Origin of the sequence: Actinoalloteichus fjordicus (assembly GCF_001941625.1) — a bacterium.
Lineage (GTDB): Bacteria > Actinomycetota > Actinomycetes > Mycobacteriales > Pseudonocardiaceae > Actinoalloteichus_A > Actinoalloteichus_A fjordicus.
The window spans coordinates 2955016-2970602 of record NZ_CP016076.1 but is presented as its reverse complement, the minus strand read 5'-3'; the positions used below and the strand labels follow the sequence as shown (position 1 = coordinate 2970602).

At 69.9% G+C, this 15587-nt stretch carries 12 protein-coding genes and 1 riboswitch; of the genes, 6 read left to right on the top strand and 6 right to left on the bottom strand.

What is annotated here, in order from left to right; translation table 11 throughout:
* The first annotated feature begins 308 nt into the window (after positions 1 to 308).
* A complete protein-coding gene (locus UA74_RS13240; protein ID WP_075740507.1) occupies positions 309 to 1994 on the top strand; it encodes a BCCT family transporter in 1686 nt (561 codons plus the stop codon).
* 181 nt (positions 1995 to 2175) lie between these two features.
* Here the strand turns inward: UA74_RS13240 and UA74_RS13235 are convergent, their stop codons facing one another.
* Both UA74_RS13235 and UA74_RS13230 read right to left on the bottom strand, forming a co-directional pair.
* Complete coding sequence (locus UA74_RS13235) at positions 2176 to 2394, bottom strand: hypothetical protein (RefSeq protein WP_075764455.1); 219 nt, start codon at positions 2392 to 2394, stop codon at positions 2176 to 2178.
* Positions 2395 to 2642: 248 nt separating this feature from the next.
* On the bottom strand, positions 2643 to 4172 hold the full coding sequence (locus tag UA74_RS13230) for a serine/threonine-protein kinase (protein ID WP_232237742.1): 1530 nt from the start codon (positions 4170 to 4172) through the stop codon (positions 2643 to 2645).
* A gap of 188 nt (positions 4173 to 4360) precedes the next feature.
* On the opposite strand from UA74_RS13230, the gene UA74_RS13225 reads away from it, so the two are divergent.
* Positions 4361 to 5404, top strand: a complete 1044-nt coding sequence (locus tag UA74_RS13225) for a methyltransferase (protein WP_075764451.1) — start codon at positions 4361 to 4363, stop codon at positions 5402 to 5404.
* Positions 5405 to 5815: 411 nt separating this feature from the next.
* Here UA74_RS13225 and UA74_RS13220 read toward each other — a convergent pair whose 3' ends face one another.
* The gene (locus tag UA74_RS13220; protein ID WP_075764449.1) at positions 5816 to 6040 is read right to left on the bottom strand and encodes a hypothetical protein; all 225 of its coding nucleotides are present in this window, start codon (positions 6038 to 6040) and stop codon (positions 5816 to 5818) included.
* A 929-nt stretch (positions 6041 to 6969) separates the two neighbouring features.
* A complete protein-coding gene (locus UA74_RS13215) occupies positions 6970 to 7527 on the bottom strand; it encodes a YceI family protein (RefSeq protein ID WP_075764447.1) in 558 nt (185 codons plus the stop codon).
* A 141-nt stretch (positions 7528 to 7668) separates the two neighbouring features.
* On the opposite strand from UA74_RS13215, the gene UA74_RS13210 reads away from it, so the two are divergent.
* Positions 7669 to 8376 carry a TetR/AcrR family transcriptional regulator gene (locus UA74_RS13210; protein WP_083683174.1) on the top strand — a complete coding sequence of 236 codons (708 nt, stop codon included), beginning with the start codon at positions 7669 to 7671 and terminating at the stop codon, positions 8374 to 8376.
* A gap of 1072 nt (positions 8377 to 9448) precedes the next feature.
* Here the strand turns inward: UA74_RS13210 and UA74_RS13200 are convergent.
* Positions 9449 to 9922, bottom strand: a complete 474-nt coding sequence (locus UA74_RS13200; RefSeq protein WP_198043011.1) for a hypothetical protein — start codon at positions 9920 to 9922, stop codon at positions 9449 to 9451.
* 234 nt (positions 9923 to 10156) lie between these two features.
* Here UA74_RS13200 and UA74_RS13195 point away from each other — a divergent pair, with 234 nt between their 5' ends.
* From UA74_RS13195 to UA74_RS13185, 3 genes are all read left to right on the top strand, one after another.
* The gene (locus UA74_RS13195) at positions 10157 to 10354 is read left to right on the top strand and encodes a DUF397 domain-containing protein (protein WP_075740499.1); all 198 of its coding nucleotides are present in this window, start codon (positions 10157 to 10159) and stop codon (positions 10352 to 10354) included.
* A 277-nt stretch (positions 10355 to 10631) separates the two neighbouring features.
* A complete protein-coding gene (locus tag UA74_RS13190; protein ID WP_198043010.1) occupies positions 10632 to 11924 on the top strand; it encodes a glycosyltransferase in 1293 nt (430 codons plus the stop codon).
* A 233-nt stretch (positions 11925 to 12157) separates the two neighbouring features.
* Positions 12158 to 13441 (top strand): glycosyltransferase, encoded by a 1284-nt coding sequence (locus tag UA74_RS13185; RefSeq protein ID WP_075764440.1) that lies wholly within the window; start codon positions 12158 to 12160, stop codon positions 13439 to 13441.
* A 197-nt stretch (positions 13442 to 13638) separates the two neighbouring features.
* Here UA74_RS13185 and UA74_RS13180 read toward each other — a convergent pair whose 3' ends face one another.
* A complete protein-coding gene (locus UA74_RS13180; protein ID WP_075764438.1) occupies positions 13639 to 14859 on the bottom strand; it encodes a hypothetical protein in 1221 nt (406 codons plus the stop codon).
* Between the two features lie 469 nt (positions 14860 to 15328).
* Positions 15329 to 15472: riboswitch (cobalamin riboswitch) on the top strand.
* Positions 15473 to 15587: the final 115 nt, after the last annotated feature.

The window sequence follows — 15587 nt, the reverse complement described above, 5'->3', positions numbered from 1 at the left end:
GCCACCTAGAAGCGGAATTCCGCCCACCGGCGGCAGTGGGTCGACCCACCCGCCGGGGTCGTCGGCGTGCCGAGAGATCTTCTCCGATTCGCCACCTGTCGCTCGTCGATGTCAGGGATGATCGTCGCCGGTCTTTCACACCGACTTCAGACCGGCTGAGGGCAGCCACTACGCTGCGTGAGGCAGTTTGCCGTCAACCGTCCGAACTACTGAATCTGGGAGGCGCACGACTCGTGCCCGCGTCAGCACCGAAATCACCACCCCCGGCCGTCGACGACACGACCAAGGTCCCCAAGAAGAAGAGTTCGATGGCGCCCAGAGTCTTCTGGCCAGCCGCCGGGATCATGGTGGCCTTCGTTCTGTTCGCCATGATCTTCCCCGGAACCGCGCAGGACGTGCTCGGCGCGATCCAGGAGAACGTGATCGGCGTCTTCGGCTGGTACTACGTCGTGCTGGTCGCGGCGTTCGTGGTGTTCTCCATCTGGGTCGGCGTCAGCCACTTCGGCGACATCAAGCTCGGCAAGGACGACGAGAAGGCCGAATTCCGCTTCCTGCCCTGGCTGGGGATGCTCTTCGCCGCAGGCATGGGCATCGGCCTGGTCTTCTTTGGCGTCGCCGAGCCGCTGGGTCACTTCGCCAGCCCCAAGCCGGGGACGGACACGGCGGCAGACCCGACCCAGCTCGCCGAGGGCGCGCTGGTGCAGACGTTCCTGCACTGGGGTCTCCAGCCCTGGGCGATCTACGTGGTCGTCGGTCTGGCCATCGCCTACTCCGTCCATCGCCGCGGCCGCCCGGTGTCGATCCGCTGGGCGTTGGAGCCGCTGCTGGGTGACCGGGTCAAGGGCAAGATCGGCGACGCGGTCGACGTCATCGCCATCGTCGGCACCCTCTTCGGCGTCGCAACCTCCCTCGGTTTCGGCGTGTTGCAGGTCGCCGCCGGTCTGGACTACATCAACCTGGTCGACGACCCCGGCACGACCACCCAGATCCTGCTGATCATCGGGATCACCGCGCTGGCCACGCTGTCGGTGGTCTCCGGCGTGAAGAAGGGCATCAAGTGGCTGTCCAACATCAACGTCGGCATCGCGGGCGCCCTGCTGCTGTACGTGCTGGCCTTCGGACCGACGCTCTTCCTGCTGCGTGAGTTCGTCCAGGCCACCGGTTCCTACCTGCAGAACTTCGTCAGCCTGAGCTTCGACGTCACCGCGATGCAGGGCATGGAGGGGCAGGCCTGGCAGGCGGGCTGGACGATCTTCTACTGGGGCTGGTGGATCTCCTGGGCGCCGTTCGTCGGCGTGTTCATCGCCAGGATCTCGCGCGGCCGCACGGTGCGGGAGTTCGTCGCAGGCGTGCTGCTGGTGCCCACCGTCTTCACCTTCCTCTGGTTCACCGTGCTCGGCGGCACCGCCCTGTACCGGGAGCTCAACCAGGGCGGCGGCCTCGTCGGCGCCGACGGATCAGTGGACACAGAGGGATCACTGTTCGCCCTGCTCGACGGGCTGCCACTAGGCGGAATAGCCAGCGTCGTCACCATCGTGCTGATCATCATGTTCTTCGTCACCTCGTCGGACTCCGGCTCACTGGTGGTGGACATGCTGTCCTCCGGCGGCGACCCGGAGCCGCCGACCTGGAGCCGGATCTTCTGGAGCATCACCGAGGGTCTCGTCGCCATCGCTCTGCTGGTCGTCGGCGGTGAACAGGCCTTGGCTGCCTTGCAGACCGTGGCGATCCTCATCGCGCTGCCGTTCAGCGTGGTGATGATCGCGATGGCCGTCGCGCTGTGGAAGGAGTTCAGCGCCGAGCGCAAGGAGGCGCTGCGCATCCAGCGCAGGCGTCGAGCCGAGGAGCTGACCGTGCACGTCTCGCGGTCCCTCATCGAGGACGGGCTGATCACCACGCCCGAAGAGGAGGCCGTCGCGAAGGCCACGACGGCAGGCGGAGCCAAGGTCGAAGCCGTGACGGTGACCACAACGACGAAGTCGCGCGACGACTAGTCTGCGTCGATCCCCACCGCGTCACCAGGCGCGAGTGCGACCCGAGTCCAGGGCCGCACTCGCGCCTCGCCACGATTGCGGGGCTGATCCCCGCCTGGTCCAGGCGGGCGAAGCACGAGGCGGCTACGGTGGGTCGGCCACCGCGATGCCGGTGAAGCCCGACCGGCCGCGATGAGCGCTCTCAGCCGTGTTCGGTGTCCTCCTCGTCGTCGAGCACCTCTTCACGCTGCTCGACGACATCCGCCTCCGTCGCCTCGGGCGGCAGTTCCGCACCCGCGTCCGGCGGCAGGTCCTCCCCCGCCTCGACGCCGCCCCCGACGTCGCGTTCGGCGACCTCGCGCTCCTGCTCGGCGAGATCGGCCTCGGTTCCCGCTGGCTGACTGGGCTCGATGCCGGTCACGGTTCCTCCACTCGTCGCCGTGGTCTCCTCGGATGCGATCCATCATGCCCCCGAGACCACGGGTCGGCCGTGCCCGACGAACGGCGACACCGAGGTACAGCTCCTCCCGAGCAGCACCTCGGCGGAACCCGGCGGTCAGCCGGGCGTCAGGCCCGAGGCGCCTGTACAGGAAGCGGTCGCTGCGGCGCAGGCCCGCGCTTCGAGTTCCGTCACCAGGAGTGGGCCTGCCGCAGCCCTGCCCGCAGGACTCAGTCCTCCGGCGTGTTGATCATCGAGCCCCTGATCGTGGCGCCGTCGGCCCGGTGCAGGACGCAGTAGCTGAGATTCGTGTCGTCCAGGCCGGTGATGTCCTCGGTGTTCGTCGACCACTCCGCCGCAGTGGGCACGATGACCGTGAAGGTCAGAGCGTCCGCCTCGTCCTCCGGCAGCTCGATCCGGTCCGACGAGAAGTGCAGCTGGCAGAGACCCGTCATGTACCTGGTCAGCTCCTCCTGCCCCGGATAGGCGGTCCCGGTGTCCAGATCGAACGGCCTGTTCCGCCGGACGACCTCGAAGTCGTGGTCCTCCTCGCAGGGCACGGCCGACTCCCGGCTGAAACCCCGCCCCGACAGGGCACCGCTGGCGCACTCCTCGATCCCGAGGGAGAAGCCCGTCAGCTCGCCGCCCGGACCGTAGGCGACGGTGCCGCCCAGGTGCTCGGGAACGTCCTGGACCTGGTCCGCCGAGGTGACCAGATGAGTGACGAAGCCCCCGCCGAAGCTCGCGAGTGCCACGACGAGGAGCGTGCCGAGAACCGCAGGCCACCGCAGTCCCTTCGACCGGACGGGAGCACCCGGCATCGGGTGTCCGCCGCTGGCACCAGGGCCGTATCCCATCGGAGCAGCGGGCCCCATCGGGCTCGTGACCTGCTGGGTGCCCGCCATGGCCGGGCCGGACAGCTCGGGGCGCGACGCCGTGGCGTCCAGCAGCCCGCCCGCCTGTGCCGAGGTGAGTCTGGCGTGCGGGGCGGTGATCAGCAGACCCATGATCACCGAGGCCAGCGGCCCCTGACACCGGGTCAGGTAGGGCACGTCGTTCAAGATCGCGTGCAGGGTGGCGGCCGTGGTGGGTCGGTCGAACGGAGCCCGACCCTCGACCGCGTGGAAGAGCGTGGCGCCCAACGCCCACAGGTCGGAGGAGGCGGTGGCGGCGTTCTCGCTGATCCGTTCCGGCGCCATGTAGGTCGCCGAGCCGACCAGCAGCCCGGTGGTGGTCAGGCGCGGATCGTCCGCCGCCTGCGCGATGCCGAAGTCGGTGAGCTTCGCCCTGCCGTTGGGCAGCACCATGATGTTGCTCGGCTTCACGTCCCGATGCACGATGCCCGCGGCATGGGCGGTCTGGAGGGCGTGCAGCAGTTGGCGTCCGAGTTCGACCACCTGGCCTGCGGGCAGCGGCCCGTGCGCCTGTACCACGTCGGCGAGCGTCGGCGCCTCGACCAGTTCCATGACGATGTAGGTGGCGGTGCCCTCCGACACGACGTCGAAGACGGTCACCACGGACGGATCGTTGAGCCTGCCCGCCGAGCGCGCCTCACGCAGCACGCGCTCCTCCAGGACGCCCCGTTCCTGCTGGGGCACCCCGTCCGGCAGCCGCAGTTCCTTGACTGCGACGTTCCGACCGATCACGGCGTCCTCGGCACGCCAGACGACTCCCATACCGCCACGTCCGATCTCCTCCACGAGCACATAACGACCCGCGATGCGGCGCTCTGAACGGATGGAGGCGTCCTGATCGGTCACCCTCAGTCTCCTTCTTGGCAGTGCAGTTCACTCGTTCGGCATCGTGCTCCCCAATAGGGTGGACGCCGGGTCATGCTACTGAGACTCACGCTCGGCTCATCCGGTTTCCCTTCTCGGCAGGAGCCCGCCACACCGACCGCACGCCTAGGCTCGACGAGGACGATCGAGAACCCCAGTCAGGAGCGGAGATGCCCGAGCACGAATCAGAACTCGACGCCGCCCGACAGGCGACGTCATTGATTTTCGGCTTCGCGTTCTCCCAGATGCTCGGGACCGCCGTGCGTCTGGGCATCCCCGATCTGATCGGCGAGACGTCGAAGACGGTAGCGGACCTCGCAGCCGAGACGGGCACCGACCACGATGCGCTGCGCCGCCTGTTGCGGGCACTCGGACAACTCGGCGTCGTGGTCACGACCGGCGACGACTCGGTGGAGTTGAGCCCCCTCGGCAGGCTGTTCCGCAGCCAGGCCCCGCACTCGCTCCATCCGATGGCCGAGTTGTACGGCGACCCCGCCTGGTGGCAGGCCTGGGGCTCGCTGGAGGCGTCGATCCGCACCGGCAGGCCGGGATTCGATGCCGTGTTCGGCACCGGGTTCTTCGATCACCTCGGCACCGACCCCGCGTTGGCGGCCCGGTTCCACCGCGCGATGAGCACGATCTCGGAGATCCAGCTCCCGGACACCGTCCGAGGAATCTCGTTCACGCAGGGGGAGCGACTGGTCGACGTCGGCGGCGGGGACGGCACCCTGCTTGCGGCGATCCTGGCTGCCGGACCGAGCCTGCACGGCACGGTGTTCGACACCGAGGCCGCACTGGAACGTGCAACCGAGATGCTGCGCAAGGCAGGCGTGGCCGACCGGGCCGACACCGAGGCCGGTGACTTCTTCGCGACCGTTCCCGCCGGGCGGGACGTCTATCTGCTGAAGAACATCCTGCACGACTGGGATGACGAGTCCTGTGTCCGCATCCTGCGCAACTGCCGGACGGCGATGCAGCCGAACGGCCGGGTGCTGGTGATCACGGCGCTGGTGCCGGACTGGGATCAGCCGACCGAGGATGCGAACCTCATGACCGCCTTCGGTGACATGGAGATGCTGGTGATGACCACCGGTCGAGAGCGCACTGTCGGCGAGTACGAGCGACTGTTCGACCAGGCAGGCCTTCGGCTCGGCGGGACCGTCACCCTGTCGACCGAACTCGACTCACACGTGGTGACGGCCCTGCCGCGCTGAACGGACCGGACTCCGGCGACGAGTGCCCCGTACGCCGCCGCGCGACGGTCGGGGCACGGGCGCCGAGGTTCTCGTGGCGGGACTGGTCAGCCGGACCGGTGGCGAACCGGTCGGGCGTGCGGGCGCTCCGGGATGCGGCGGCCCGCATGCCGTGCCAGGCGCCGGACCGAACCGGTCGCACTGTGCTCGTCGCCTCGGGCGTACTCCGTCGGGAGGCGACGACGCGGTCCGGACGGACGTCCTCGGCCGGCGTGGCGAACCGGTTCCGTCGACGTCACGAAGGGGCTGTTCCGCAGAAGATCGGGCGCCCTGATCCTCGGGCGGCCGCCGGGCCCGCCTGCGGTCGATGTGCCCGCCGACGGGCATGTCGTCCCCTGCCCGGCGGTCCGGTGGACCGGCGTCTCCCGGTGCTCATCGCACCGAGGCCAGTCGTGTCTTGGGACGGGGGCGGGTCAGCTCGAGGCAGCGGGGACAACGCTGCTCGTCGAAGTAGCAGACCTCGATGGGCTCCCGATTGAGCGGTGAGAAGGCGACTGTGGACTCACAGACCGGCACGACGGGGTTGTAGCCGTCCCAGTCCTCCTCGGCGAGATGGGTGTCTCCAGCGCGGACGGAACGCACGAACCAGGCGTACATGAGGACTCCGGAATGACGGGCGAACCTCGGTGCGACCGACGGATTCGCGGGTACGACCGAGGGAACCCCCACGGCGGAGGACGACACGGGCCGGTCGGAAACCGGCGGTGATCTGTCCACCGCACTCACAACGGCGTCGATTCGGCGACGACTACCGCGCCGGACTAAGTCGAGATCAGCCGAGCCATGCTGCGACGACGGTCCACCGACGTCCATATGATCACCTCCAGGAGAAGCGGCCGAGGGCCGACCCTCAGCTTGGTACGCATTCCGGCCGCGTGGTCGGGTTGCACCCGGACGTGCTACCCGATGTTGAGCCGGATGGAGTACTCGTCGGCCCCGACGAGCCCGCGCCGATGCGACGGCGCGGGCTCCAATGGACTCGCGACGCCGACGCCGACGCCGACGCCGACGGAGCGTTCGGACGCCTGTGGACGGTCCCGCGACGGGGTCTCGGGGCGCCTCGCGAAGCCTGCGGAGTCGACATGGTCCGCATCATCGCGTCGTCGGTCGGGTTTCGCATGACGATCTTGCGAGGCTCCCCGGACGTGGCGGGCCCGAATCGATGCAGGGCGCGCGGAGCCCGGCTGCCTGCGCCGTCCGGCGGCAGCCCGAATCGAGGCGAAGCCACGGACTGGACAGGGCGAAGGCGAACGAAGTCGTGTGCTCGTCCAGACGGGCCGAGCGCTGCGTACCCAGGGCAGCCGGTCGACCGACGTCCGACGATGCGCAGTCTGCCGCTCGAGGGCAGGCAGGACGCGGCGTCGCTCGGCGGCGGGGACTCCGTCGGGATCGAGTCCGCCGACGTCGACGAAGCGGGCGACCGGTGGCGATGGCGATGGCGATGGCGCGAGCACACGGCCGGCGGACGACCCCCAGACACCGATCCCGCGGCGAGAACCGGCCGATGTGCCCTCGGTGCGCAGAGATCAGGCGTTCAGGACGGCCTCGATCTCCAGCTGAATGGTGATCTTCTCGCCGATCACCACGCCGCCGGTCTCCAACGGCTGGTTGAAGGTGATGCCGAAGTCGCCCCGGTTGATCTCGGCCTTCGCGGTGAGCCCGACCCTGGTGCCGCCGTAGTTGTCCGGGCCGAAGCCGCCGAGCTCGACGGTCAGCGGGACCGACCTGGTCACGTCCTTGAGCGTCAGCTCGCCCTCGATCACCGGGTCCTCGCCGTCGAGCCGGATCGACGTCGAGCGGTAGGTCATGGTCGGATGCTTCTCGACCTCGAAGAAGTCGGCGGAGCGGATGTGGTTGTCCCGCCCTTCGTTGCCGGTGTGGATGGAGTTCAACACGATCTCGGCGGTGACCGAGGAGTCGACGGGATTCTCCGCCGTCACGAACTCGCCGGAGAACTCGGTGAACCTACCGCGCACCTTGCTGATCATCATGTGGCGAACCGAGAAGCCGATCTCGGAATGCGCCTGGTCGATCGTCCAGGTGCCGACGACGTAGCCGGGGATGGACGAGGTGAGGCTGGACATGCGGACTCCTCGAGAAGAGAGCGAACGACCGGAACGAGGCAAACGGACGAGATTCTTCCGTTCGCCGCCAACCTAGGCGGTCGGCGTTTCGGTGGCAAGGAAAGAGGAGGAATCCCGTCCGATTACGTAGGCTGGGCGACCATGACCTTCGGGACGGCGGACGACCAGGCCTGCCCCGGCCTGCCGCCTGCCGGGCGACGGCCGAGGCGGGATGCGGAGCGCAATCGCAGACGCATCATCGCCGCCGCCCGGGAGGCGTTCGCCGATCAGGGCATGGACGTGCCGATGGAGGAGATCGCCCGGCGGGCCGAGGTCGGCGTCGGGACGTTGTACCGGCGCTTCGAGACCCGTGTCGATCTGGTGGAGGCGGTGTTCCTCGCCAAGACACACGAGTATCTGGCAGCGGCGGAAGAGGGCCTGACGGCTCCGGACGGCTGGAGCGGCTTCGTGGGCTATCTGACTCGGATGTGCGAGTTGCAGGCCGCCGATCGCAGCCTGACCGACGTCCTCACCGTGACACTGCCGGACTGCCCCACGATGGCCCGAGTACGCAGGCAGCTGCACGAGGCGCAGCAGGCGCTGCTGGAACGCGCGCAGCGGGAGGGCTCGCTGCGCGCCGATCTGGTGGCCGCCGATGTCGTGCTGCTGCTGCTGGCCAATGCGGGCGTGGTGCAGGCCACGGGCGGCACGGCGCCGGATGCCTGGCGACGCACCCTGGCGCTCATGCTGGCCGCGCTTCCCGTCGGGGACGGCCCGCCGCTGCCGTGTCCGCAGGTGTCGGAGCGCCTGATGTCGGCGTTCCAGGCGCCGAGGACCGGCCGCAAGCCCGGTCTGCCCGAGCTGCGGTGACACCGTCGGGCAGGCGAGACGGTCGAGCCCCGATCACGACGGCCGGGAGCCGCGCCGCCTCGGGGAGCCGAGCGCCGGGCAGACTCCGACGGGCCGTTCGTCCGGACCTGATCCCCGCTGATGTCCACCTGATCGGCGGAGCCGGCCGGGCGTGATCGGACCCGATGAATCAGAAGTACCCCCTGCGGCCCCGGCGCTCCTCCCCCTGGCGTCGGGGCCGTTCCCTGTCCCGAGTGCGCGACGGTCCGAGCCGCGACGTCCCGAGTACGCGACGTCCTCGACCATCAGGCCCCGCCGAGCGGTGAGCATCCTCGGCGAGGCCCGCACCGGTCGGCTCCGGGGAATCGGACGTGCAGGCGCCCGACGCGCGGTGCCCTCCATCGGCGGCACGGCACTCACGACGTGGCGGCCGAGGCGAGGCACGGCGGGTGAAACCAGGTGTCGACCCGGCCCGCGGCCATGCAGCGAACGCAGGTCCAGGTTCGGTGGCCCAGGAGATCGGGGGTGCAGTCGCAGGGATGCCAGCCGACGAGCAGCTCTCCGGGCAGGAGCCGATGCCGCCCGCTGGGACACCGGGGAGGCCATCGCGGTTCGCTCATATGTTCGATGCTGCGCGGGCAATAGTTGTGATCGCAACAAGATGGATGTCACGTTCGTCAGCACGTCTACCTGCAACGATCTTGGTTCCGGCACGGCGGCCGCAGCCGCCGAGCCCTGGTTTTGCACCCCCGGCAGTGCGGTCGGGTGCGAGCTGACGGGCCGTCACGGCCGCAGGGCTCCGCGGCGGTGTCGCCGCCGGCGGCGAGCAGGCGACGACACGCAGCCGGACGGGTCGGCAACGGGCCCGACCGAACAGGCTCGACAGCGCCGCCGCCGACCGCTGCGGGAGATCGGATCACGCGACGGGGCCTGCGGAGACGACCAGCCGGGATACGGCATGGAACGGCCCCGACGTACGGGGAAGTCGACCGTCGGGGCCGTCTATTCGCGGTTATCGGCACGCGAGACGGGCTGCCGGCTAGGCCGACCGGATGATCACCGGCGATCGAGCCGCCGCAATCGGGTGATTCACTCACGGCTCGTCGGCTGCGGCCTCGGTGTCGACGACGCCGAGCTGGGCGGCACAGGCGTCCCGCACCAGCACGCGCAGCTCCGACGTCGGCCCCGCCCATCCGTCGTCCCAGGCCTCGTCCACGCCGAAGGCACCCGCCAACGGCTGCTCGTAGACCTCGTCGGCGAAGTCGGCGGAACACAGCACCTGATCGACGATGCCCGCCACCCAGCGCTCGTCGGCTCTGCCCTCCAGACATAACCGGGCCAGATACCCGAAACACACCTCGGCCGCCGTGATCACCGTCTGCGGAGGCCGGATGGAGAGCTCGGCGAAGACCGCGGGAAGCAGATCCCGGGTCTGCCTCGTGTCCTGGGCGCCGAGTCCGGCGAGTTCTCGCAGGCAGGGTCCGTCGTGTCCCTGCGCGAGCCACTCGGCCGCCCACCACGGCACTCGTTCCGCCGCCAGCAGGTCGAGTACCCACCAGGCCGCCACCTGACGAGGTGGCGGAGCAGCCGACCCTAGCCCCGGAATGATCACTTCTCTCTTTCTAACCCTGTTCGAGCCGAAACTCCATCGTCTCGCGCCGATCAGGGTCGATCATCGCCCCGATCGGCGGAGTGACCACGGCAGGGGACGCGCCGAGGGCGTGGGCGGCGGCCCCTCCGACGCGGGAGTGCGGTTAAGGTGGAGGTGAACCCTCTTCACGAACCGCGGAGGGAGCAACCGATGGCACACCACGCCCCCGGCGTCCGCCGCTCGGCGCACAGCCCGTTGGGCTCGCCCCAGGTCGAGATCGCCCAGGCCCCCGGCCTGACCTGCATCCGCGATGCCAAGCACCGCCAGGGCGGCACCCTGCAGGTCAGCAGACAGGCCTTCCTGGCGTTCGTCCAGGCCGTCAAGGAAGACCGGCTGCGCCGCGACTGACTCGCCGGGCGCGCCACGCATTCGCAGGCATTCCGCGAATCGAGAAACGGGCCGGTCAGTCGTCGCCGAGGACGATCGACCACTTCGTTGCAAATTCAATTGAATTTCCGCTCGGGCAGCGGTGGTGCCATTCCGGGCAGGCCGGGATCGGGCTATGGCACTCGCCGACGCCGCGCGGCGATACGGTATAAACGATCAGCGCATCGGCGCGACCAGGCCGTTTCAGTTCGTCGCAGGCAGAACGCGCCGCACCCGTGAGCGAGGAGCAGACCGCACAGTGACGAAGGTGTTGATAGCGGCAGTACCGGTGCACGGGCATGTGACGCCCATGCGAGAGATCGCGCGGAATCTCGTCAAACGCGGACACGACGTCACGTTCCTCACCGGCAGCATCTTCCGCGAATCAGTCGAGCGCACGGGCGCCCGATTCGCACCGCTTCCCGGCCAGGCGGACCTGGCCGGTTCGTTGAACGCGCTGTTCCCGGAACGGGAGGCCCTGCGCGCCGGGCAGGAACAGATCGAATTCGACATCGATCTGACCATCCAGGGCCTGCCGGCGCAACACGCGGCCGTTCAAGAACTGCTCGCCGAGGACCCGCCGGAGCCGGTGGTCGTGGTGCACGAGACCACGTTCGTGGGTGTCTGGCCGGTCCGGCTCGGGGCGCCCGGCCGCCGGCCCGCCGGGGTCATCGGCATCGGCGTCATCCCGGTCCCGATCAACAGCATCGATCACGCTCCCTGGGGAGTGCGCCTGCCCCCGGACAGCTCGGCGGACGGCCGAGCCCGCAACACCTTCCTCAACGAGGTGGCGGCCTCGGCGCTGCGGGCGGGATCGCATCGCGACCTCGTCACGACGCTGGCGGAGCTGGGGACGACGGAGGAGCCGCCGCTGATCTACCAGGGGCTGGTCGAGATCCCCGACCTGTTCCTTCAACTCACCATCGAGAGCATGGACTACCCCCGCAGCGACGCGCCGCCGCACCTACGGCACGTGGGCACGCTGCCGCCTGGTGAACCCGATGACGTCGAACTGCCCGGCTGGTGGAGTGAGCTGACGAGTGCGTCTCGGGTGGTCCTCGTGACGCAGGGAACCCTGGCCAACTCGGACCTCGGCCGTCTGATCGAACCGACGCTGCGCGCACTTGCCGATCTCGACGCGCTGGTCATCGTGACCACCGGCAGCGACGCGGTGCCCGCCGCACTGCCCGCCAACGCGCGGGTTGCCGAGTACGTCCCCTTCGACCTCCTGCTGCCCCACGTCGACGTCCTGGTCAGCAACGGCGGCTACGGCGGCGTCCACCGGGCGCTCTGGCACGGCGTCCCGATGGTGCTGGCGGGCGACACCGACGACAAGGCAGAGGTCGGCGCCCTGGCGGAGTGGGCGGGAGCCGCGATCAACCTCGGCACCGGAGATCCGCACGAGGCCGACGTCCGCAAGGCCGTCGAGACGATCCTGACCGATCCGAGCCGGACGAAGCGGACGGAGGAGCTTGCGGCCGAGTGCCGGAGTCACGACCCCTACGAGGCGATCGCCGCCGCCGTCGAGGAGTTGGCTCGCCGCGAGGCGTGAATCACGCAGGACTCCCGCAGCAGGTCTGCACGCGGTCCGGCACGGCAGCGGCCCTCGCCACGGGCGCCTGCCCCGCTCCCCCACGGCGCCGCCCACGGCTCTGGCGTAGGCGCTTGCGTGCCGCCTGCGCCCGAGGGGCAGTGCGGGTCGTCGGCGGTGCTCCCCCGACGACAGACGGAATAGCCTGTTGCTCGCCGAGGACAGATCGACCACCTCAAGGAGCAGGCCGCACGATGACCAGGGTGTTGATCGCCGCAGTCCCGTTCTTCGGACACGTGCGGCCGTTGCGGGTGATCGCGGCGGATCTCGTCGAACGCGGACACGAGGTCACGTTCCTGACCGGCAGTGCCTTCCGTGCCGCCGTGGAGCGGACCGGCGCCCGGTTCGCGGCGCTGCCCGCCGAGGCGGATCTGCGTCCCGATCAGTTCCCCGACCGGAACTCGATACCGGCCGGACCGGCCCGGCTGGAGTACGACAACCAGCAGCTGTTCATCGCGCCGATGGCCGCGCAGCACACGGCGCTCCAGGAGCTCCTCGCCGAGGACGACGCGGCACCGACGGTGCTCCTGCACGACACGATGTTCCTGGGAGCCTGGCCGGTCCTGCACGGCGCGGCGGGCGTCCGCCCGGCAGCCGTCATCGGCGTCGGCGTGATGCCGCTGCCGCTGAACAGTGCCGATCATCCGCCTTTCGGCACCGGGCTGGCCCCGGACGGCTCCGAGGAGGGCCGGACCCGAGGTCGCAGGCTCACCGAGCACGCCGAGGCGGCCGAGCGGGCGGGCTCGCATCGCCTGCTGGCCGCCGCGTTGACCCGGCTGGGGAGCACCGAGCCGCCACCGCTGCTGTCGCGGGGCCTCGTCGGCGTGCCGGACCGCTTCCTTCAGCTCAGCATCGAGAGCATGGACTACCCCCGCAGCGATGCGCCGCCGCGCCTGCGCTACGTGGGAGCACTGCCCCCGGACACCGGCGACGCCGTCGAACTCCCGGACTGGTGGGACGAGGTGACGTCCGCGGGTCGACTGATCGTCGTCTCACAGGGCACCATCGCCAACGACGACCTCAGCAGGCTGATCGAGCCCACGCTGCGCGCCCTGGCCGATCTCGATGCGTTGGTCGTCGTCACCACCGGCCGCGACGTCGTGCCCGCCGGACTGCCCGCCAATGCACGAGTCGCCGAGTTCATCCCCTTCGACGCCATGCTCCCCCACGTCGACGTGCTGGTCAGCAACGGCGGCTACGGCGGCGTCCAGCAGGCACTGCGTCACGGGGTCCCGATGGTGCTGGCGGGCGACACCGAGGACAAGATCGAGGTCGGTGCCAAGGCCGCCTGGGCAGGGGCGGCCGTCAACCTCGGCACCGGGGACCCGGACGAGGCGGACATCCGCAAGGCCGTCGAGAGCATCCTGGACGATCCGCTCCTCCGCGACCGGGCCCGACGGCTCCAGGCCGAATACGAGGCGCACGACCCCTGCTCCGCGATCGCCGCCGCCGTCGAGCAGGCCGGGCGGTCCTGCTGAGTCGCGGCGCCTGCCTTCGGCCCGCCTGGCTCCGGCGTCAGTCGGGAGACGTCGCGAGGCACCCAGCCGCACCCGAGCCGCAGCGCTGCCGCGCCAAGGGTGCGAACAGCACCGACACGGCAGGCGCCTGCGCTGCTGAGCGGCCCCGGAGCATTCGCAGGCCGGATCACGGCTGATACGAACCCGGAGTCGCCGGTTCAGACCGGCGGACAGCCCCGAGGCCACCCCGCCGAGGTGAACAGCGGGCTCATCTCCAGCGCGATGGCCGCGAGCTGACCCGGCGATCCGGTGAGCAGGGCGTCCGGGGGAAAGTCGCGCAGCCACTTCGCCAGGAGCACCGGATCGTCCGCCGTGACGAGCAGCCGTTGGAAGTCCACCGGCAGCGACCGGTTCGTGGGCAGCGGAAACTGTCGCCTCATGCGCACACCCCACGGCAGTCCCGGCAGCTGCGCGTCGAGACGGATCGGCAGCTCCAGGGCGAGCCGGCGGGCAGGCGGCACGACACGGGGCTGGCCGAGGCAGGCGTCGACGAAGGCGTCGTAGGGATCGAGGCCGGTGGTGGCCGCGCTGAGATCGGCCATGCCGCTGAGCCTGCCGTTGACCTCCAGCACCTGGAGCCTGCCGTCGCAGACGGCGAAGTCGATCTGCCATGGACCGCACACGTCGAACTGGTCGGTCATGCCGCGGATGAACCCGGCCAGCTCGGTGATCACGGCAGGCGAGAGCGCGATCGGAGCGAGCCGCGCCCGATGCCCCGGAATGCAGCGCTGGTCCAGCGGACCGAAGGAGGCGATCGGCCAGCAGTCGGTGACGTTCGCGCCGCTCAAGAGTTCGAGGCCGAACTCCTCACCCCGGCAGACACGCTGAACGACGACGGGGAAGGCGGTCAGCGGCAGCGTCGTGAGGCGCTGCTCGGTGTCGACATGCCAGCGGCCCGCGCGTGGGAGTGACCTGGCCTCCTTCACCATGACGGGCAGGCCGCCGATCCGACGCACCGCCGACTCCAGTTCCTCCACCCGGTCGCAGATGACGGCCTCGGGCACCGGCCAGCCCGCCGCGAGCGCGACGCGATGGAACATCGCCTTGTCGGTGACCAGGTCGGCGAAGCGGGTCGAGTGGACGACGGCGTGCCTGCCGGGGCCGCGCCACGCGTCGGCGGCGGCGGCCAGGCTGGGCAGCAGCTGTTCCTGGTCGACCGGATAGAGGCTCGGGATGACCAGCTCGACGTCTTCCTCGGTCCAGACCGCCAGCAGGTCCTCCGGTTCCGCACTCGCCGCCAGGTGCCGGTGACGAGCCCGCCTGCCGACGTAGTCGGCGACGTCCGTCGGCCCTAACAACACCAGGTCGTGGTGGCCGGAACGGGTGATGGCGTCGACCACTCGGTCAGCACGGAATTCTCCGATGACGGCGATCCTCATTGCGGCTGCCTCGTCTTTCGTCCTGGACACGGGCCTGCGGTAGCTGGCACACCGCCGGTCGATCTCGTGGCTGCCGTCGCGACATCACGAGCCCTGTCACCTGAACTTCGCGGATCTACCACCCTTAGTGACGGACGTCGACTACTCATCGTAATGATCTCCGTGGGTGGCGGACCACTCGGCACAGCAGTCCCGTCTCCGACGATGCATCCGGCGGGCCGAGGGTCGACCGCGTCCTGCCCATCGGCGACGAGCGCTCGATGCGGCGCCCTTCGCCGTGCGTCACCGGGTTCGACTGCGTACCGCCGCCTGCGCCGATCCGCCGACCGCGCCGAGTCGAGCACATCGAGCCGGGTGTCTCGGGCCCGGCGCAGGGCGGAGGAACGACTTGGTGGCTCGAGCCGGCACGGCTGAACGGTCTGCCGCGTGCGCCGACCCAGGACCACTCGAGTGAGTTAATCTCCTCGGTAGTCTCTCGACGACCGCTGACCGGTCGTGACAACTTCAGACGTCCCCGGCGGGGGAAGCCGGTCGAAGTCCGGCGCTGACCCGCAGCCGTGGTTCGTGCCGAGGCACGACGAGCCGGAATGCCCGTCCGGGGACGAGGGCTCGTTCACACTGTCGTGGTCCGCAGGTGGAGTCCGATTCGAGCACGCACGCCGACGTCGGCGGCGCCTGCTCTTGGTCGGATGCCTCTCTCGACCCGCTCGGGGAAGGCATCGAGGCAT

Coding starts and splice junctions, on each gene's coding strand:
- UA74_RS13185 (WP_075764440.1), top strand. CDS start 12,158: ATGACCAGGGTGTTGATCGCCGCAGTCCCGTTCTTCGGACACGTGCGG.
- UA74_RS13180 (WP_075764438.1), bottom strand. CDS start 14,859: ATGAGGATCGCCGTCATCGGAGAATTCCGTGCTGACCGAGTGGTCGAC.
- UA74_RS13220 (WP_075764449.1), bottom strand. CDS start 6,040: ATGTACGCCTGGTTCGTGCGTTCCGTCCGCGCTGGAGACACCCATCTC.
- UA74_RS13215 (WP_075764447.1), bottom strand. CDS start 7,527: ATGTCCAGCCTCACCTCGTCCATCCCCGGCTACGTCGTCGGCACCTGG.
- UA74_RS13240 (WP_075740507.1), top strand. CDS start 309: ATGGCGCCCAGAGTCTTCTGGCCAGCCGCCGGGATCATGGTGGCCTTC.
- UA74_RS13195 (WP_075740499.1), top strand. CDS start 10,157: ATGGCACACCACGCCCCCGGCGTCCGCCGCTCGGCGCACAGCCCGTTG.
- UA74_RS13225 (WP_075764451.1), top strand. CDS start 4,361: ATGCCCGAGCACGAATCAGAACTCGACGCCGCCCGACAGGCGACGTCA.
- UA74_RS13210 (WP_083683174.1), top strand. CDS start 7,669: ATGACCTTCGGGACGGCGGACGACCAGGCCTGCCCCGGCCTGCCGCCT.